This window comes from Amycolatopsis sp. NPDC026612 (assembly GCF_040638285.1).
Taxonomy (GTDB): domain Bacteria; phylum Actinomycetota; class Actinomycetes; order Mycobacteriales; family Pseudonocardiaceae; genus Amycolatopsis.
The window spans coordinates 268,766-287,995 of sequence record NZ_JBEZYB010000006.1; the positions used below are offsets into that span (position 1 = coordinate 268,766).

The 19,230-nt window shown below is 71.6% G+C and carries 15 protein-coding genes; 9 read left to right on the plus strand and 6 right to left on the minus strand.

Annotated elements, in window-relative coordinates:
• The first annotated feature begins 332 nt into the window (after positions 1 to 332).
• The 5 genes from AB0F15_RS09675 to AB0F15_RS09695 are packed head-to-tail and all read left to right on the plus strand — an operon-like array spanning position 333 to position 6,022.
• Positions 333 to 1,646 (plus strand): enolase C-terminal domain-like protein, encoded by a 1,314-nt coding sequence (locus tag AB0F15_RS09675; RefSeq protein WP_360267838.1) that lies wholly within the window; start codon positions 333 to 335, stop codon positions 1,644 to 1,646.
• Positions 1,643 to 2,416: an SDR family oxidoreductase gene (locus AB0F15_RS09680; protein WP_360267841.1), complete on the plus strand. Its 774-nt coding sequence runs from the start codon at positions 1,643 to 1,645 to the stop codon at positions 2,414 to 2,416. The genes AB0F15_RS09675 and AB0F15_RS09680 overlap by 4 nt, the downstream gene beginning before the upstream one ends.
• Positions 2,413 to 3,480 (plus strand): sugar ABC transporter substrate-binding protein, encoded by a 1,068-nt coding sequence (locus AB0F15_RS09685; RefSeq protein ID WP_360267844.1) that lies wholly within the window; start codon positions 2,413 to 2,415, stop codon positions 3,478 to 3,480. Before AB0F15_RS09680 ends, AB0F15_RS09685 begins: the two co-directional genes overlap by 4 nt.
• Before the next feature lie 24 nt (positions 3,481 to 3,504).
• Entirely contained in the window at positions 3,505 to 5,004 is a 1,500-nt protein-coding gene (locus AB0F15_RS09690; protein ID WP_360267846.1) for a sugar ABC transporter ATP-binding protein, read from the plus strand.
• Positions 4,997 to 6,022 carry an ABC transporter permease gene (locus AB0F15_RS09695; RefSeq protein WP_360267848.1) on the plus strand — a complete coding sequence of 342 codons (1,026 nt, stop codon included), beginning with the start codon at positions 4,997 to 4,999 and terminating at the stop codon, positions 6,020 to 6,022. Before AB0F15_RS09690 ends, AB0F15_RS09695 begins: the two co-directional genes overlap by 8 nt.
• 12 nt (positions 6,023 to 6,034) lie before the next feature.
• On the opposite strand, the gene AB0F15_RS09700 is transcribed toward AB0F15_RS09695, so the two are convergent.
• The 4 genes from AB0F15_RS09700 to AB0F15_RS09715 form a co-directional block, all read right to left on the minus strand.
• Complete coding sequence (locus AB0F15_RS09700) at positions 6,035 to 6,748, minus strand: FadR/GntR family transcriptional regulator (RefSeq protein ID WP_360267851.1); 714 nt, start codon at positions 6,746 to 6,748, stop codon at positions 6,035 to 6,037.
• Between the two features lie 143 nt (positions 6,749 to 6,891).
• A complete protein-coding gene (locus AB0F15_RS09705; protein ID WP_360267854.1) occupies positions 6,892 to 7,620 on the minus strand; it encodes an FAD:protein FMN transferase in 729 nt (242 codons plus the stop codon).
• The gene (locus tag AB0F15_RS09710) at positions 7,617 to 8,048 is read right to left on the minus strand and encodes an FMN-binding protein (RefSeq protein WP_360267857.1); all 432 of its coding nucleotides are present in this window, start codon (positions 8,046 to 8,048) and stop codon (positions 7,617 to 7,619) included. Before AB0F15_RS09710 ends, AB0F15_RS09705 begins: the two co-directional genes overlap by 4 nt.
• A 12-nt stretch (positions 8,049 to 8,060) precedes the next feature.
• On the minus strand, positions 8,061 to 9,440 hold the full coding sequence (locus AB0F15_RS09715) for a ferredoxin reductase family protein (RefSeq protein ID WP_360267860.1): 1,380 nt from the start codon (positions 9,438 to 9,440) through the stop codon (positions 8,061 to 8,063).
• A gap of 154 nt (positions 9,441 to 9,594) precedes the next feature.
• On the opposite strand from AB0F15_RS09715, the gene AB0F15_RS09720 reads away from it, so the two are divergent.
• The 4 genes from AB0F15_RS09720 to AB0F15_RS09735 all read left to right on the plus strand — a co-directional run bounded on the left by AB0F15_RS09720 (position 9,595) and on the right by AB0F15_RS09735 (position 15,111).
• Positions 9,595 to 9,981 carry a hypothetical protein gene (locus AB0F15_RS09720; RefSeq protein WP_360267862.1) on the plus strand — a complete coding sequence of 129 codons (387 nt, stop codon included), beginning with the start codon at positions 9,595 to 9,597 and terminating at the stop codon, positions 9,979 to 9,981.
• 329 nt (positions 9,982 to 10,310) lie between these two features.
• The gene (locus AB0F15_RS09725; protein WP_360267864.1) at positions 10,311 to 11,195 is read left to right on the plus strand and encodes a substrate-binding domain-containing protein; all 885 of its coding nucleotides are present in this window, start codon (positions 10,311 to 10,313) and stop codon (positions 11,193 to 11,195) included.
• A 199-nt stretch (positions 11,196 to 11,394) separates the two neighbouring features.
• Complete coding sequence (locus AB0F15_RS09730; protein WP_360267866.1) at positions 11,395 to 13,419, plus strand: AMP-binding protein; 2,025 nt, start codon at positions 11,395 to 11,397, stop codon at positions 13,417 to 13,419.
• Positions 13,420 to 13,482: 63 nt separating this feature from the next.
• Positions 13,483 to 15,111: an NAD-dependent malic enzyme gene (locus AB0F15_RS09735; protein ID WP_360267869.1), complete on the plus strand. Its 1,629-nt coding sequence runs from the start codon at positions 13,483 to 13,485 to the stop codon at positions 15,109 to 15,111.
• On the opposite strand, the gene AB0F15_RS09740 is transcribed toward AB0F15_RS09735, so the two are convergent.
• Both AB0F15_RS09740 and AB0F15_RS09745 read right to left on the minus strand, forming a co-directional pair.
• Positions 15,065 to 16,504, minus strand: coding sequence for an alpha/beta hydrolase (locus AB0F15_RS09740; protein ID WP_360267871.1), 1,440 nt, complete (start codon positions 16,502 to 16,504; stop codon positions 15,065 to 15,067). The two genes, AB0F15_RS09735 and AB0F15_RS09740, sit on opposite strands and share 47 nt — an antisense overlap.
• A 184-nt stretch (positions 16,505 to 16,688) precedes the next feature.
• Positions 16,689 to 17,078, minus strand: a complete 390-nt coding sequence (locus AB0F15_RS09745; RefSeq protein WP_360267874.1) for an Lsr2 family protein — start codon at positions 17,076 to 17,078, stop codon at positions 16,689 to 16,691.
• Between the last annotated feature and the right edge of the window lie 2,152 nt (positions 17,079 to 19,230).

A 19,230-nucleotide genomic window follows, 5' to 3' on the forward strand; every position in this document is an offset into this window, starting at 1 on the left:
CGGTCCTCGGGACAACATATAAGCCGCGGTGGCCGATTATGCAATCCGGCGTATTCGTGAATTGTTGTTCGCCATTGATTCACGAGGGTGCTTACCGCGCGCGGCCGAGCGTTGCGCGCGGTCTCCCCGGCCGACGGCCGAGGCAGACATATGATGTCTCAATCGAAGATCCAGTGAGTCAGTAGACAAAAAACTACGTTGAGTACGCATCGGTGACGCAACGTCCACGTTATCGCCGTGTTACGGCTCAAGACTGGACAATCCAGGAGACGCCGCGTAGCCATACATATGTTGTCTGACCCGATGGCCGGACCGAGGGAGAGGTGGCCACGTTGGCCGAAGTGATCAGCGCCATCGACGCCGTGGACGTTCGCTTCCCGACTTCGCTGAGCCTGGACGGGTCCGACGCGATGAACCCGGAACCCGACTATTCGGCCGCGTACGTGACCATCCGCACGAGCGCCGGCGACGAGGGCTACGGGCTCGCCTTCACCGTCGGCCGCGGCAACGACATCGAAGTCGCCGCCGTGCGGGCGCTGGTGCCACTGGTCGTGGGAATGCCGGTGGCCGACGCGCTCGCCGACCTCGGGGCGTTTTCGCGCCGGCTGACCGGGGACAGCCAGCTCCGGTGGCTGGGCCCGGACAAGGGCGCGATCCACATGGCCGCCGCGGCGATCGTCAACGCGGCCTGGGATCTCCGGGGCCGCCGCGACGGCAAGCCCGTCTGGCGCCTGCTGGCCGAACTGCCGCCGGACGAGCTGGTCGACCTGGTCGACTTCAGGTACCTGCGGGACGCGCTGACCCGCGAGGAAGCCCTCGACATCCTCCGCCGCGCCGAACCGGGCCGCGCGGCCCGCCAAGCCGAGCTGCTCGAGTCCGGGTATCCCGCCTACACCACGACTCCCGGCTGGCTCGGCTACTCGCCGCAGAAGCTGGCGGCCCTCGCGGCGGAGGCGGTCGCGGACGGGTTCACCCAGATCAAGCTCAAGGTCGGCGCCGATCTCGACGAAGACGTCCGCCGGCTGCGGATCGCGCGCGACGTCGTCGGGCCGGACGTCCGGATCGCCATCGACGCCAACCAGGCGTGGGGCGTCGACCAGGCCATCGAATGGCTCCGGCCGCTGGCGCGGTTCGACCCGTACTGGATCGAGGAGCCGACCTCGCCCGACGACGTGCTCGGCCACGCCGCGATCCGCCGGGCGGTGGCGCCGATCAAGGTGGCCACCGGCGAGCACACCCACAACGCGGTGATGTTCAAGCAGCTGCTGCAGGCGGAGGCGATCGACGTCCTCCAGCTCGACGCCAGCCGGGTCGCCGGGGTGACCGAGAACATCGCGATCCTGTTGCTGGCCGCGAAGTTCGGCGTCCCGGTGTGCCCGCACGCGGGCGGAGTGGGGCTGTGCGAGATGGTGCAGCACCTGTCGATGTTCGACTTCGTCGCGGTGAGCGGCACCCGGCACGACCGGGTCATCGAGTACGTCGACCACCTGCACGAGCACTTCGTCGACCCGGTGCGGATCGAGCGGGGCCGCTACCTGGCGCCGCTGGAGCCGGGACTCGGTGCGCGGCTGCACGACGAATCCGTGGCGCGGTACCGGTTCCCCGACGGACCGGCCTGGCAGCCGGACGCGGTGGTGGTCGCGTGACCGGCGGGGAATTCGACGGTGTCCGCGCCGTCGTGACGGGTGGGGCCTCCGGGATCGGGCACGCCACCGCGCTCATGCTGTCCCGGCGGGGCGCGCGGGTCGTCTGCCTCGATCTGAACGACGCGGTCGAGCACCCCTTGACCGGGGTGCGGACCGATGTCGCGGACGACGATTCGGTGCGGGCCGGGGTCGCCGCCGCGGTGGCGCACCTCGGCGGGTTGGACGTCCTGGTCAACAACGCCGGGATCGGCGCACAGGGCACCGTCGAGGACAACGACGACGCGGAGTGGCACCGCGTGTTCGACGTCAACGTCGTCGGCATGGTGCGGGTGACCCGCGCGGCCCTGCCGCACCTGCGGGAGTCGCCCGCGGCGGCGATCGTGAACACCTGCTCGATCGCGGCGACCGCCGGCCTGCCGCAACGGGCGCTCTACAGCGCCACGAAAGGCGCGGTCCTCGCGCTCACGCGCGCGCTGGCCGCCGATCACCTGGCCGATGGCATCCGCGTGTGCTGCGTGAATCCGGGCACCGCGCACACCCCGTGGATCGACCGGCTGCTGGCCACGGCCGACGATCCCGAAGCCGAGCTGGCCGCCCTCGCGGCGCGCCAGCCCACCGGGCGGCTCGTCACCGCCGAGGAGGTCGCCGCGGCGATCTGCTACCTGGCCGGCCCGGACGCCGGCGCCACCACCGGCACCGATCTCGCCGTGGACGGCGGTATGTCCGGCCTGCGGCTCCGCCCCAAACCTGTCAACGAGGAGAGGTCATGAAGTTCCAGCACCTGCGCGCCGCCGCTGTCGTCACAGCCGGTGTCCTGTCCGCGGCCGCACTGGCCGGCTGCAGCGGCGGCGGCTCGACCGCCGCTTCGGGGGGCAAAACCGTCGTGGGGGTCGACTACCCGCGCTCGGACACCGACTTCTGGAACGCCTACATCAAGTACGTGCCCCAGTTCGCCGGCCAGTTCGGCCTCGACCTCAAGACCACGAACTCGCAGAACGACGTCGCGAACCTGACGGCCAACGTGCAGACGATGATCAGCCAGGGCGTCAAGGGCGTGGTCATGGCGCCGCAGGACACCGCGGCGATCATCCCGACGCTGCAGCAGCTCGCGGGGAAGAAGATCCCGGTCGTGTCCGTCGACACCCGCCCCGACCAGGGCAACGTCTACATGGTCGTGCGGGCGGACAACCGTGCCTACGGCGAGAAGGCCTGCCAGTTCCTCGGCAGCAAGCTCGCCGGCAAGGGCAAGGTCGTCATGCTGCAGGGCGACCTGGCGTCGATCAACGGCCGGGATCGCACCGAGGCCTTCAACGACTGCATGAAGAAGGACTTCCCGGGGATCACGGTCTTCGGCGAGGCCACCAACTGGGACGCGAACACCGCGGCCCAGAAGCTGCAGACGCGGCTGACCGCGAACCCGGACATCAAGGGCGTCTACATGCAGTCCAGCTTCGCGCTATCCGGCACGCTGCAGCTGCTCAAGCAGCGGAGCCTGGCGGTCCCGGCGAGCGACCCGAAGCACGTGTTCATCGTGTCCAACGACGGCATCCCCGAGGAACTCGCGAAGATCCGGACCGGCGAGATGGACGCGACCGTGTCCCAGCCCGCGGACCTGTTCGCCAAGTACGCCCTGCAGTACGTCAAGGACGCGATCGCCGGCAAGACGCCGGCCCCGGGCAAGACCGACCACGACAGCACCATCATCCAGGTCCGCGACGGCCTGATGGAGGACCAGCTGGCCGCGCCGCTGGTCACCGCGGACGGTGCCACGTTCGGGCCGGTGAGCAGCGTCAAGGTCGACGACCAGTCCCTGTGGGGCAACAGCAAGAGCTGAGGCGCTTCCGGAGAGGAACCGAACATGAACACCGTGCCGGTCGTCGAGGCCCGTCGGGTGGTCAAGCGCTACGGCGCCACGGTCGCGCTGGACGAAGCCGACCTGACCGTCCTCCCGGGACAGACGCACGCCCTCGTCGGGCGCAACGGCGCCGGCAAGTCGACCCTGGTGTCCGTCCTCACCGGGCTGACCGAGCCGGACGCCGGAACCGTGCGGCTGAACGGGGAACCCGTCCCGGCACTGTCCGATCGGGACGCCTGGCGGGCGCGGGTGGCGTGCGTGTACCAGCGATCGACGATCATCCCCGAGCTTTCGGTGGCGGAGAACCTGTTCCTCAACCGGCAGGAGACCCGCGGCGGGTTCGTCCGCTGGGCCGCGCTGCGCCGCTCGGCCGCCGAACTGCTCGAACGCTGGTCGGTGGACGTCGACGTGCACCGCCCGGCCCGGGAGCTGAGCGTGGAGCAGCGGCAGTTCGTCGAGATCGCGCGGGCCCTGTCGTTCGGCGCCCGGTTCGTCATCCTCGACGAACCGACCGCGCAGCTCGACGGCGCCGCCATCACCCGGCTGTTCGGCCACATCGCCGAGCTGCAGCGGCAAGGCGTCACCTTCCTCTTCATCAGCCACCACCTCCAGGAGGTGTACGAAATCTGCGACACGGTCACGGTGTACCGGGACGCCCGGCACGTCCTCACCGCGCCGGTCGCCGAGCTGCCGAAGGCCGGGCTCGTGGCCGCGATGACCGGCGAAAACGCCGTCGTCGCCCAGGACCGGGCGTCTTCGGCACGGTACGGCACCGAACCCGTGCTGCGGGTGGCCGACCTGAGCCTCGCCCCGCACTACGAGGCCGTGTCGTTCGCCATCGCGCCCGGGGAGATCGTCGGGCTGGCCGGGGCGGGCGGCAGCGGGAAGACCGAGCTCGCCGAGTCGCTGGCCGGGCTGCGCAAGCCCGCTTCCGGGAACGTGTTCGTCGGGGAGCGGCGGCCGCGGCCCGGCGACGTCCCGTCGGCACTGGCCGCCGGGCTCGGCTTCGTCCCGGAAGACCGCCACCACCAGGGGTTCGTGCCGGAGATGTCCATTGCGGACAACACCACGATGAGCGTCATGGACCGGCTCGGCCCCGGCATCTTCGTCCGGTCCGGCCTGCGCGACCGGCTCGCCGGGAAGCTCATCACGCGGCTGGCGGTGAAGACCCCCGGCCCCCGGTTGCCGGTGTCCGCGCTGTCCGGCGGCAACCAGCAGAAGGTCGTCATGGCCCGGGCGCTCGCGGGCGATCCGCGCCTGCTCGTGCTGATCACCCCCACCGCCGGGGTCGACGTGCGGTCGAAGGAATTCCTGCTGGACAAGGTCGCCGAGGCCGCCGCGGCGGGGACCGCGGTGCTGATCGCCTCCGACGAGGTGGACGACCTGCGCCTGTGCGACCGGCTGCTGGTCATGGTCCACGGCCGGCTCACCACCGAAATCCCCGCAGGCTGGCAGGACCGCCAGGTCGTGGCCGCCATGGAAGGAGTCGACCTCGATGCCTGAAAGCCCTGCCGCGGTGGACGTCCCGCCGCGGGCGGAACCCGGCGCCACGCCACCGCCCCGGCGCATCGCCCTCGCCCGCCTGCGCGACTTCGCGCTGGTGCCGGGGATCATCGCGATCGCCGTCGTCGGCCAGCTGGTGAACCCGGTGTTCCTCCAGTACGACAACGTGCTCAACATCCTGCAGACCATGTCGGAGATCGCCCTGCTGGTCCTCGCCCAGACGATGGTCCTGGTCGTGGGGAAGATGGACCTCTCGCTGGAATCCACGTTCGGCCTGGCGCCGGGCGTGGCGGCCTGGCTGACGATCGGCGGCGGCCACTCCCTCGGGCTGCTGCCGTCCTGGACCGCCGTGCCCGTGGTCCTCGTCGTCGGGGTGCTGGTCGGTGCGCTCAACGCCCTGCTGATCGTCCGGTTCGGGCTGAGCGGGTTCGTCGTCACCCTCGGCATGCTGATCGTGCTGCGCGGCCTGCTGACCGGGATCTCCGGTGGCCAGACCTTCTTCGGCCTGCCCGATTCGCTGCTCTACCTCGGCACGACGCTGTGGGCCGGGATCCCCGCCTCCATCTGGATCTGCGTGCTGCTGTTCGCCGGCGGGATCGTCCTGCTCGGCTTCACCCGGTTCGGCCGCAGCCTCTACGCGATCGGCGGGAACGAAGACGCGGCGAAGGCCGCGGGCATCCGCACCGACCGCATCGTGTGGATCGTGCTGATCGGGGCGAGCGTCCTGGCCGCGCTCGGCGGGCTGCTGCTTTCGGGCCGGCTCGCCTCGGTGGCCGCGGCGCAGGGCAACGGCTACATCTTCACGGTGTTCGCCGCCGCCGTGATCGGCGGCGTGAGCCTGAACGGCGGCCGCGGCACGCTCTTCGGCGCCTTCACCGGGATCCTGCTGCTGTACATGATCCAGAACGTGCTCACCCTGGCCGGCGTACCGGCGCAGTGGATCGGCGCGCTCAACGGCGCGATCATCCTCATCGCGCTGGTGATGTCCCGCATCACCAGCGGGAAGCGGCAGACCTGATCGGGGGACTGGTCAGGCGAGCCGGCCGTCGAGCTCCTGGATGTCGGCCAGGTGCGCGCGCAGCCAGCGTTCGGACGTGTCGACGTGCATCAGCGCGGCGGCGGTGGCCACCGCGGGGTCGCGGTCGGCGAGCGCGTCGTGGATGGCCTGGTGCTGGGACAGCGTCACGTGCGTCACGCCCCGGTCGACGGTCCCGCGCCAGACTCGCGCGCGCAGGGTCATCGAGGAGATCCCGTCCAGCACCGCCGTGAGGGTCTCGTTGCCCGTCGCGGTGATGACCGCCCGGTGGAAGGCGGCGTCGAGCACGGTGAGGCGTTCGACGTCCTCGACCGCTTCGTGCATCGCGTCGAGCAGTTCGCCCACGGTGCGCAGCTGCGCGTCGGTGATCCGGGTGGCGGCCAGGCCGGTCGCCGCGGGCTCGAGGAGCCGGCGCACTTCGGTCAGCTCGAGGACGCTGCCGCCCTGCATGAGCGCCACCGCGCTGCCGAGGCCTTCCAGCAGGAGGCTCGGCGCGAGGCTGGTGACGTAGGTGCCGTCGCCGCGGCGGACTTCGAGAACCCTCGCCAGCGCCAGCGCCTTCACGGCTTCTCGCGTGGGGCTGCGGGAAATGCCGAGCTCGGTGGCCAGTTCGTGTTCGGGAGGCAGCTTGGAGCCCGCCGGGAACCGGCCGGACCGGACGAACTCCCGGATCCGGTCGATCGCTTCGTCGGTCAACGACCTCGCCATGGCACTCCTCGGACAGCTTCTCCTGCGCAGCCACTCTAACGTTCATATGATGTATCCGTGCGAAGGTGCTGCTGGTGTGACCGGAGGATGCCATCCGCGGCCCGAGACATGTGATGTCTCGACGTCGTGCGTGCTGTCGCCGGCTACCGCGAGGTGAGCCAGCGCGCGCCGGTGCCGTCCACGACGAAGACTTCGTGGCCCGGGAGCGTGCGGCCCCACTCGGTCACGCGGTGTCCCATGGCGACGGCGGCCGTCGCGTAGGCGTCGGCGCGGGTGAGGGAGGGCCCGGTGACCGTGACCGCCGCGAGGTCGAGCGCGGGGGTGGCGGTGCGCGGGTCGATGACGTGCGCGCCGCGTTCGGCGGTCCCGGACGTCGCGACCGCGATGTCCCGGCCGGTGACGACCGTCAGGATGCGCCGGCCGGCGGCCGGGTCGCTGATACCGACGCGCCAGGGCCTGCCGGGCGCGGACTCGCCCGCGAGCCGGACGTCCCCGCCGCCGTTGACCGCGTGGTGGTGGCTGCCGTGCCGGTGCAGCAGCTCACTCGCCCGCTCGACCGCCCAGCCCTTCACCAGGCCGGTCGGATCGGGGGTGCCGCGCCAGCGGGCGGTGAAGTAGCCGCCGGTTTCGGCTTCGAACCGGTCGCAGAGGGCGAAGACCTCCGCGACGTCGGGGCCGGCGTCGGCGATCGCGAGCTCGCCGCGGCCGATGCGGCTGATGGCGCTGTCCGGCCGGAAGGTGCTGAACAGCGCGTCGACCCGGTGCAGCCACGCGACGACCTCGCCGATCGGGCCCGCCCAGTCGCCGGGGTCGCGGACGTCGATGCTGAAGACCGTTCCCATGCAGTGCTCGACGTGCACGGTCCGGCTCACGAAAGGCCCGCCTTGTCGAGCGCGCTCTGCAGCGACCGGACGTAGCCGTCCGAGGTGTAGGTCGCCCCGGAGACCGTGTCGATGTCGGCGGTGCCCGCCTGCGCGGCCTCCTGGTCGAGCACCGGGACGGCGTAGGAGTTGATCTCCTGGTCCCGCGGGTTCCCGGTCGGGTACTCGACCGCGGTGACCGAGGTGAGCTTCCCGTTCTCGACGGTGATGCGGACCTGGACCGGGCCGAACCGCGTATCGGCGGCGTCGCCGTCCACTGTGCCCGATGAAGTGGCGGACGAGGTACCGGACGCGGTGCCGCTGCCGCTGACGGCGGCCGGCGGGGTGGCCGCGGCCGTCGTCGTGGGGTGGGTCTTGAACGACAGCAGCAGCACCAGCCCGGTGACCGTGCCGGCGAAGGCGAAGAGGACCCGTTTCATGGGAGGCCTTTCTCAGAACTCGAAGCTCTCGTGGTGGATCTGCCGGCGGGGCACGCGGGCGGCGCGCAGTTCGGCGTGCACGGCGTCGGTCATCCCCGGTGGCCCGCACAGGTAGACGTCGTGCCGGGCGATGTCCGGCACGTGGCGCCGCAGCAGGGTCAGGGGATCGCCGCCGAGCTCGGCGCGGGTGCCGGTGAGGATCCACAGCCGGGCACCCCGGTCTTCCGCGAGCCGCTCGAGCTCCTCGCGGAAGACGACGTCGGCTTCGCGGCGGGCGCGGTAGACCAGCGTGAGGTCGCCCGCCGCGGCCGGCAGGGCCTGGAACAGCGCGCGGAGCGGGGTGATGCCGACGCCGCCGGCCACCAGCAGGACCTTGCGGTGGCGGCGGGCGGACGGTGTCATCGCGCCGTACGGCCCTTCCGTGACCACGCGGGTGCCCGGCCGCAGGGCGGCGAGGGCGGCGCTGTGGTCGCCCAGTGCCTTGACGGTGATCCGCAGCCGGTCGGCACCCGGGGGCGCCGAGAGGGAGTACGGCGCGGAAACCCACCACAGGTCCCGGGTCAGGAAGCGCCAGCGGAAGAACTGCCCGGCCTCGGCCCGCAGTTCGGCCAGGTGCCGCCCGGTGACGACGATGCTCACCACGCCGTCGGCTTCGGGACGCACGGCTTCGACGCTCAGACGGTGGCGCACCGCCTGCCGCACCGGTGTGACGAACCGGTACCCCAGTAGGGCCGCGCCGACCACGGCGTACAACGCGGACCAGGCGATGCGGGCCCGGAGATCGGCCATGAACTCGGCGCCGGTGGCGAACTGGTGGCTGAACGCCAGTGCCATCGCGAGGTAGGTGTAGAAGTGCAGGAAGTACCACGTTTCGTAGCGGAGCCGGCGCCGCGCCGCGCGAGCGGAGCTGATCCCGACGCCGACGAGCAGCAGCGCGGCGACGGTCGCGGCGAGCACGTCCGGGTAGCTCAGCAGCAGCGTCGTGGCCTGGCCGAGGACGCCGGTGTGCGCGGAAACGGCGTAGCCCCAGGTGATCAGCAGCCCGTGCGTGACGACGAGCGAGACGACGTACCGCCCGCCCATCGCGTGCCAGCGGGCCAGCCGGTCGGCGCCGACGCCGCGTTCCAGCGGCGGGATCCGGGCCATCAGGGCCACGAGCACGACGAAGCCGTACCCGGCGAGCAGGCCGGTGATCCGCCCGGCACCGGTCAGCCAGTCCCCGAGGCCGTGCACCGACGGCGTGCCGGCCCACCACAGGGCGATCGCGCCGAGCCCGCCCGCCGCGATCACCGCCAGGACGGCACCCGGGCGGGCCCTCGCCGGCGCGGGCGCCGGAGCCGGGGCGGGTGGCGCCGCGAACACCCGGACGGGGGCGGGGTGCACAGAAGTCATGCCTCCTTTTGTCCGGCATGAACCTGTATCGGGCTTGGGGGCTTCCTGTGAGGACACTTTGACGTCCGGCCGGTCCGGCCGGTCCGGGCGGTTCGCCGCGCGTACCGGCCTGCGGTGCCGGGCCGCCGGGGCGGCGGTACGGCAAGGTGGGCCCATGACCAAAGCTGACGCTGCCCGCCGGACACTGGCCTGCATCCGGATCTTCAACGGCGCGGTGGGGCTGTTCGCGGCGGGCAGGATGGCCGAGAGCCTCGGCGGTCCGCTGGGCGAGGACAAGCGGTTCGTCTACCCGGCCCGCATGTTCGGCATCCGCACCCTCCTGCTGGGGCTGGACCTGCTGACGCTGCGGCCGGACGACGCGTCGGCCCGGCGTGTCTCCCGCCAGGCCGTCCTGATCCACGCCACGGACACGGCCGCGGCCTTGTACGCCGGGGCGCGCGGCGAACTGCCCCCTCGCGCCGCGAAGGTGACGGTCACGATCTCGGCCGTCAACACCGTGCTGGCGGTCGTCGCACTGGTCGCGGGGAAGCGGCGGGACTGACCGCGGCGGCCGTCGAATCCGTCGAACGAGCCGATTCGTGATCCCGGCCGGGCAAGCCGAGTCTTGACGTCGGCGGATCGGCTGAGCGGGCGCTTAGTGACCCTGGTCACCTGCCGGTCGCCCTCCCGGCCACCCGGTGAGGGCGACCGGCGGGACAGGTCCCCAGGTCGGGACCGCTTCTTCCGGGGGATGGCGGGCAGCTGACGAGCGTCGCGAACGGCGGTGTTGCCGACGTCAAGATGAACAATGCCCCGCACTGTGGTGACCTCGACGGGACGGGCAGCCGTCGCCAGGGTGGCCGACAGGGGTGGTGCAGGGTGCGCGAGTGGATGACAGGGGATCCGCGCGGGGGTACGGCCGTCGTGCTGCCGGACCCGGCGCGCTCGATCGGCGTGCTCACCTCGACGCTGGCCACGCTCGGCAACAGCCGGACGTTCGACGCGGTCGCGCAGGCGGCCGCGGCCGAGGGGTACGCCGTCAAGCTGATGCCGCTGGGCAGGCCGACCCGGTCCGCGGTGACCGAGGCGTTCCGGCAGCTGGGGTCGCACGGCGTCGAGGGCCTGGTCGTCCTCGTCGAGGAGTACGACCTGGACTGGCCCGGCATCGTCTTCCCGGTGGACGTCCCGGTGGTGGTCGTCGACTCGAATCCGCGCGCCGGGTACCCGACGGTCGACACCGACCAGGCGCAGGGCGCCGCCCTGGTGACCGAGCACCTCCTCCAGCTGGGCCACGAGACCGTGTGGCACATCGCGGGGCCCACGGATTCGTTCGCGGCCGAGTACCGGGAACGGGCCTGGCGCGGGACGCTGACCCGGTTCGACCGCCGGGTCCCGCTGCCGGTGGTGGGCGACTGGTCGGCCGCGTCCGGCTACACGCTCGGCCGGGTGCTGGCCCACGACCCCGCAGTGACCGCGGTGTTCGCGGCGAACGACCAGATGGCCCTCGGCCTGCTGCGCGCACTCCACGAAGCCGGCCGGTCGGTGCCGGGGGAGGTCAGCGTCGCCGGGTTCGACGACATGGCGGAGGCGGCGAACTTCTGGCCGCCGCTGACCACGGTCCGCCAGTCGTTCTCCGAGCTGGGCCGCCGGGTGGTGCGGACTCTGCTGGACGAGACGGCGTCGGGTGTCCGGACCGCGACCCTCGACCGGGTCCCGGTGTCGCTGGTGGTCCGGGCCAGCACCGGACCACCGCTGTGGTCGCCCGCGCCTGCGTGAGGAGCGCGTGAAGCGTTCGGCGGTTCCGCGGATCTTCACCGATTTTCGTGCTTGAATCCATCGAATCGTCCGGCCGCGTGTTGACACGCCGGTCGGTGCAAACGGATGCTCGGCGTACCGGCCGAAAGGCCGAACACAGGCCGGAAAGGGAGAGCCGAGTCATGACCACCGTGCCGGCAGCACCTCCCGACGCGTCCTGATGGAGCCCGAACTCATCGAGATCACCGCCACCGTGCCGCACCCGCCCGCGGCCGTGTGGACGATCGTGGGCAGCCCCCACCTCTACCCGCGGTTCGTCCGCGGGATCACCTCGTGCGAGCCGGTTTCGGAGACCTTCGGGCGGGGCGCCCGCTACCACTACCGGGCCGGGGGCGAGGGGGAGGCCGAGGTCTTCGTCCACCGCCGGGACGAGCACCTGGCCTGGTCCAGCGTCGAGGGCAGGCCGCACCGGATGTCCGTCGTGCTGCGCGCGGTGCCGGAGGGGTGCGCGATCACCATCCTGCTCACGGTCCTCGACGGCCGCTCGGCGGCGGTCACGAAGGTCCGCCAGCGGATCCTCGACGCGATCGCGACGATCAGCGACCACCTCGGGGGCGTCCCGGCGGCGGACCCGGTCCCGCCGCGGCCGTCGAAGCGCGAACTCGCGCGGATCCTGGTCAAGGCCGGGGTGCTCACCCCGGCGCAGCCGACCGGGACGCTGCGGCAGCTGAGGTCGGTGGGCCGGTGGGGCTCGACCCTGGCCGGCGGCTACGAGGCGGTGGCGCGCCGCGCGCCCGGGTCCCTCGCGTTGTGCGACGAGCGATCCGACCGGACGTTCGGGGAGGTCGACGAGCGCACCACCCGGCTGGCCGCGGTGCTGAAGCGCTACGAGATCACCGAGGGGTCGCGGGTCCTGCTCATGTGCCGCAACCACAACGCGATGGTCGAGACGATGATCGCCTGCAGCAAGCTGGGTGCGGACCTGGCCCTGATGAACACCGGGCTGGCACTGGGCCAGGCCGCCGAGTTCGCGGTGCGGCACCGATCCCAGCTGGTGCTCGCCGACGCCGAGTTCGCGGGCCTGCGCGCCCAGCTGCCGTCCGAAATCCCGCAGCTCTGGACGTGGCCACCCGGCGACGGGTGGCACGGTTCGACCATCGAAGAGCTGATCGAGGCGCAGCCGCTCGCCCGGATCGCCCCGCCGGGCAGGCCCGGCAGGCTCGTGGTGCTCACCTCGGGCACGTCCGGGCCGCCGAAGGGAGCACGCCGTCCCACCCCGCACAGCGTCGCGGACGCCGCCGCGGTCCTGTCGGAGATCCCGCTGCGAGCCGGGGAACCGATCCTGGTGGCCGCCCCGTTGTTCCACACCTGGGGCCTGGCCGCGCTCCAGCTCGGCATGGCGCTGCGGGCCGGGCTGGTCCTGACCCGGCGCTTCGACGCGGAAGCGGCGCTGTCGATGATCGAGCGGCAGCGGTGCACGGCGTTGTTCGCGGTGCCGACGATGCTGCGGCGGCTGCTCGACCTCCCGGAGAAGACGCGGGCCCGCTACGACCTTTCCTCGCTGCGCGTGGTGGCCAGCTCCGGCGCCGGGCTGCCGGGGCGGCTGGGCGAGGAGTTCATGGACGCGTTCGGCGACATCCTCTACAACCTCTACGGTTCGACGGAGGTGTCGTGGGCGGCGATCGCCGGCCCGGCCGACCTGCGGGCGGCCCGCGGCACGGCGGGCAGGCCGCCGATCGGCACGGCGATCCGCGTCTTCGACCGCGCGGGTGCCCCGGTCCCGCCCGGCACGACGGGCCGGCTCTACGTCGGCAACCGCCTGCTGTTCGACGGGTACACCGACGGGGCGCAGCTGGACGTCCGCGACGGGCTGATGGACACCGGGGACCGCGGGTACGTCGACGCGAACGGGCTGCTGTTCGTCCAGGGCCGCGAGGACGAAATGGTCGTGTCCGGCGGCGAAAACGTGGCTCCGGCGTCGGTGGAGGAAGTCCTGCTCACGTTGCCGGAAGTCCGGGAGGTGGCCGTGGTCGGCGTCCGCGACGCCAAGTACGGCCAGCGCCTGGCGGCGTACCTCGTGCTCGTTCCGGGCGCGCAGCTGGACGTCGACACGGTCCGTTCCCACGTGCGCGAGCGTCTCGCCCGCTTCGCGGTGCCCCGCGATGTCGTGTTCGTCGACGAACTACCCCGCAACGCCACCGGGAAAGTGGTCAAGCGAGAACTGCGTCGCACCTACCGCTGGTGATCCGGCCACGAAGCGCCTCCTGTGGCAGTGTCGTGCACGGAAGACGACCCTGCGGAGGCCTGGATGGTACACAAAGGACAGAGCCGGTTGTTCGACGCGTTGACGACGAAAGGGACGGCGTTCGGCCGCGAAGAACGCAGTGACCTCGGCCTGCTCGGGCTCCTGCCGCACGCGGTGAAGACCCTGGCCGATCAGGTGGCGCACACCTACCAGGAGTTCTCCCGGCGCCGGGACGACCTGGACAAGCACATCTACCTGCGGGCGCTGCAAGACCGCAACGAGACGCTCTTCTACCGGCTCCTCGCCGAGCACGTCGAAGAGATGCTGCCGATCGTCTACACACCCACCGTCGGCGAGGCGTGCGAACGGTTCAGCGACATCTACCGCCGCCCGCGCGGGTTGTTCGTCTCCCACCCCGACCGGGGCCGGCTGCGGGAGGTCCTGCGCAACCGGCCGAACCGCGAGGTCGACGTCATCGTCGTCACCGACGGGCAGCGCATCCTCGGCCTGGGCGACCAGGGGATCGGGGGGATGGGCATCCCGATCGGCAAGCTGTCGCTGTACACGCTCATCGGCGGCATCGACCCGGCCCGCACGCTGCCGGTGGTGCTGGACGTGGGCACGGACAACGTCGAGCGGCTCGAAGACCCGAACTACCTCGGGTGGCGCCACCGCCGGATCCCCGACGACGAGTACTACGCCTTCGTCGACGAGTTCGTGACGGCGGTGCGCGAGGAACTGCCGGACGTGTTGCTGCAGTGGGAGGACTTCGCGTCCGCCCACGCCCAGCCGATCCTCGAGCGCTACCGCGAGGAGATGCTCACCTTCAACGACGACATCCAGGGCACCGCCGCGGTCACCCTCGGCGCGCTGCACGGCGCGGCCGAGACCGCCGGCCGCCCGCTGTCGCAGCAGCAGGTCGTCATGCTGGGCGCGGGATCGGCCGGCATCGGCGTGCTGGACATGATCCGCCGGGAAATGGTGGCGCAGGGCCTTTCCGACGCCGAAGCCGCGGAGCGGATCTGGGTCGTGGACGTCGACGGGCTCCTCACCGACGACCGGCCGGGGCTTTCGGCCGGCCAGCGCCGGTTCGCGCAGCCCGCGAACCGGATCGGCGACTGGGACGGGACCGGCCTGGCCGACGTCGTCCACCACGTCGACGTCGGGGTGCTCCTCGGGCTGTCCACGGCGGCCGGCGCGTTCACCGAGGACATCGTGCGGGAGCTGGCGGGCAAGACCGAGCGGCCGATCATCTTCCCGCTCTCCAACCCCACCAGCCGCGCCGAAGCGCATCCGCGCGAACTCGACGAATGGACCGACGGGCGGGCCCTCGTCGCGACCGGCTCACCGTTCGCGCCGGTCGAGCGGCACGGCCGGAAACGCCGGGTCGCGCAGTGCAACAACGTCTACATCTTCCCGGCGGTGGGGCTGGCGGTCACGGCGGTGCGCGCCACCCGGGTCACGGACGAAATGATGCGGGTGGCGGCCAAGACGCTGGGCGAGGCGTCCCCGGCGCTGACCGACCCGGACGAACCCCTGCTGCCCGCGTGGGACGACGTCCCCGAAATCGCGACCCGCATCGCCACCGCCGTCGCCGTCCGAGCCGTGCGGGACGGCGTCGCACCGGAGAAGAGCGAAGACGAGGTCACGCGGCTGGTGCGCCGGGCACGGTGGACGCCCGAGTATCGGTAGCGGCCGGGCAGCTCACGTCGTGCTGTGGGGTTTCCCGCGTCAGCAGGTAGCGGTCCACGGCCGCCCGGGTGCAGGCGGTGCGCGGGTAGACCCCGTGGCCCGAGCCTTCGTAGGTCAGCAGGGTCGTGTTCGCCGGTGCCTGGTGGTGGATGGCGAGGGCCCAGGAGTACGGGGTGGCCGGGTCGTAGCGGGCGTTCAGCAGCAGGAGCTGCGGCGCCCGCGGGATGTTCAGCCGGTGCGGCGGGTTCGCCGGCGGACCCTGGACCCCGAGGCACGCCATGGTTTCTCCGTGGGCCAGCATGCTGCCGCGCATGAGCGGTCCGCGGCGCAGCTCTTCGGCGTGCAACGCCGAGTACTGCGCGAAGTTCCGGATCCTCAGGTCGAAGTCCTGGCAGACGACGGCCAGGCGGATCGACGCGTAGTTGTACTGGAACTGGGCGGTCATCGGCGGTCGGCCGGCGGCGGTGTCGGCGATCACCTGGGCGGCGTCGTCCCAGTGCGGGCCGTACATGTCCTGGAACACCCAGTCGCGCAGCCAGTTGTGTTCCTTCGGCAGCCCGTCGGCCACTGTGAGGGCTTTCCGCCAGACGGCGAAGACGTCCTGGCCGTGCAGCGCACAGGTCGTCGTCCGGTCGCACCAGGCGGCGAACTGGCGGAACAGCTCGTCCGAGGCGGTGGCCCGGTCGCCCAGGAACCGCTCGATGCCGGCGCTGTGGTCGATGGAGCTGTCGAGCACCATCGCGCGCACCCGGTCGCCGTGCTGTTCGGCGTACTGCTGGCCGAGCAGCGTGCCGTAGGAGATGCCGAGGAAGCTGATGCGGGGTTCGCCCAGCGCGCGGCGGATCGCGTCCATGTCCTGGGCGTTGGCGGCGGTGTCGGCGTGGTCGAAGACGGGGAGGTTGCGGGCGCGGCAGCCGGCGACCTGCTGCTCGCTGTACTGCCGCAGCGCGTCGAACTCGGCGCGGTCGGCCGGCTCGTTGCCGGGCGGTCTGGCGGTGTTCTCGCACTCGATGAACTCGCTGCGGCCGGTTCCGCGCACGTCGAAGCCGACGACGTCGAACCGCGCCTGGACCTCCGGGCTGAAGAAACCCGGCGTCAGTGCGAATTCCGTGCTCGCCGAGCCCGGTCCGCCGAGATCGGCCAGCAGCACCCCGAGGCGGTGTGCGGAATCCGTGGCCCGGTGCCGGGCCACCGCGAGGGAGATCGACGGCCCTCCCGGCCGGTTCCAGTCCAGCGGAACCCGCACGGTGCCGCACTCACCGTCCGGCGGGGGACTGTCCGGGTCCTCGGGGCAGGCCGTCCAGACGATCGGCGACGGCGACCAGCCGGTGTCCGCCACCGCGGGAGCCGAGCCGGTCAGCAGAAGTGCGCTCGCCAGAACCGTTCCCCACATCCGAGGCTCCTCCCCCGCGCCGACCCGGAGCCTCCGACCGTAGGGTGCCCGGGGTCCGGACCACAAGTGCCGGTCGGGATTCGGCGAAGAAACGGTCCGGTTCTTTCCCGCGATCCGGCACGTCAGGCAGACGGCCGGATTACGGCACTCGTGTTCCGCACGGCAAAACCCACCGCAATCGGCGTCAGGCGGCGACCTTCTTGCGCTTTCGCGCCGACGGCGCCGCAGATTCCGCGTCGGCGCCGTGCGCCCGCTCGTAGGCGCCGACGACTTCGGAGGAGAGACGGCCGCGTTCGGAGACTTCGAACCCGTTCGCGTTCGCCCAGGCGCGGATCTGCTGGTTGCGCTCGCGGTCGGAGGCGGTGGTCGGCTGCCCGGTGGCGACCCGGACCTTCCGCCCCCCGATGCGGCGGCCGGCACCGATGTAGCGGGCCAGCTCGTGGCGCAGGGCGGACGCGTTCCGGTCCGAAAGGTCGATTTCGAAGGTGACGCCGTCGAGGCTGAACTGGACGGTCTGGGCGGCGGTGCTGCCATCGATGTCGTCGAGGATCTCGACGGAGACTTTCTGGGCCACTTGGGTGCTCCTCCGGTGGATGTGCGCTCGAGAACGCGAACAGCACAATGCGTCGGCGTTCGCCGCGAAGTGTATCCACAACCGGGCCGGAAAGGAAAATCAACGCGCCCGGAAACGGGACGGGTCCGTTCGGCGTAATTGCCCGCATCAGTGGAGGAAGCAGGGTCCGGCGGCGAGGACGGCGGGGCCGGTGAAATGGGAGAACGTCGCCTCAATGGGTGAAGAACAACTCCGACGGGTTCTTCCGGAGCGTCCCCGGCGGCCGGGCGCGGTGCGGGACGTGCGGCGGGGGAGTGGAAGTGTGGTTGCTGGGCGGTGGTTTAAGCGGTTCGCTCGGTGGTGCGGCGGTCCTGTGTGGCGGTGCTGGGCGCTGATTGTGGGGCGGCGGAACCCGCCACGGCCTCACGCTCGGCCGACGGTACCGCCCGTTGGCGCTCCGGTCGGCGTGACGTGTTCGCTGCTTTTTCGGGTGCGTGCCCGGTCCGGCGCGCTCCGGTAGGCATGGCACGCTCGGTGCTTTCCGGGAGCGTGCCGGGTCTGGCGCGCTCCGGTCGCGCGCTTTCCAGGGTGAATGGCCGGTCCGGCGGCCCGGCGCGTGGCCCGCTCGTTGCCTTTCCCGGGTGAACGCCGGGCCTCGATGGCGCCGGCTCCCGATCGTCCTTCGGAAGCGCACGTCCCGGAGGTGCCGGGTCCGGCGTGCCGCACCCCCTCGGCCACGGCCTCTCGGCCGAGGGGGTGCGGCAGCCTGACGGCTCGCTGTCGGGGAGCACGGACTGTCCGGTCATGGCGGCACTGCGGCAGGGCGGGGCCGGCCGCTCTGCGGCACCGCGGTCGCGCGGCAGGGCACCGCTTCCGCGGTGGAGGCACGGGCTCCGCCGCTCCGCGGTTCTGCGGTTGCGCGGCAGGGCACGGCCCAGCGATGGAGCGGCAGGACTCCGCCGCTCCGCTCTGCGGTTGCGCTGCGCGGCACGGGCACCGCGGCTCTGCGGCTCTCCTGCCGCGCAGCGGCGGGGCACCGCTGCGCGGCAGGACGCGCCGCCGCTGCGCGGCAGGCGCGGGGCAGCAGGGCGGTAGGGCGGCACCGCCGCTCCGTAGCCCGCGGCACTTCCGCTCCGCCGCTCCGCGAACGCCAACGAACCGAGCGCTGCCGAGCCTCGCGATCACCGAGCCTCGCGATCACCGAACCGAAACGCCGCCGAGCCCGCGACCACCCAGCCTCGCGACCACCAAGGCCCGCGACCCCGGCCCGCGCCCCGAGCCTCGGCCCACTGACCGGAGGCACCATCCGCCCACCAACCTCCTACCCCTACCCCACCTCGTAGCCCGCCCGTGATGGGCGCGTGATCGCCGCCACAGGGAGAGCGTCAATCGACGACCGCCGCATTCCGGATGAACTTTGTCCGCTTAGTGCACACTCGGAAGGATCTTTGCCGGGATCCGGAGCCCGCCGACTTCAATCGATCATTTCACCGATGTGCCCCGGTCTTCCGCGTTACCCGCCAATCGGGTGACATGCCGTATGGCGGAGCGCGACCTTCGATACTTGCTTACTTCCGGCTCCTCCGCCGCTCCGCTTCGGTCGTCACCCGAGTGGCGGTGAGTTATCCCAGGTGAGCGGTCTGCTGGAAAGTCAAACCTCCCAATCGAGGTAACATTTTCCGGCAGAAGAGTGAACAAAAACTGACGATGTACTACTCGCTGTCCGAGCAAACCTGCGCATTTTAAGGACATTTTCGTCAATGCTCCGTTCGGCGGTACGAGTGGGGCGCCGACTGGGTAGCGTGATGCCAATCCGGCTGGTCGTGGGGGTCACTTGACTGCCGGGTGACCGACCTGATGCACGACGAACGCCGGTTGTCGCGAGCGTTCGACGGCGCTGGGGCCTTAATCGGCGCCGCGGGGGTGCCGTCGAAATCGGAACTGTTTCCGAGCTGCCGCCGCGCGGCTGTCACTGTGGAAAGGATCAATGTGTCTTGCGCTCGTTCCCGCGGGTTCGCCTGGTGTGTGGCACGCCGGGCCGATTTGTTGAACGAGTGGCAAAAAGCGCCGGCGCTTCGCGGTGACCGTGGCGGGCGGAAAGCCCGTACCCGGCCCGAAGCCCCACCGAATTTCGCGAATTCCCTGGTTGCAGGCCTCACCTGCGTGTCCCCTC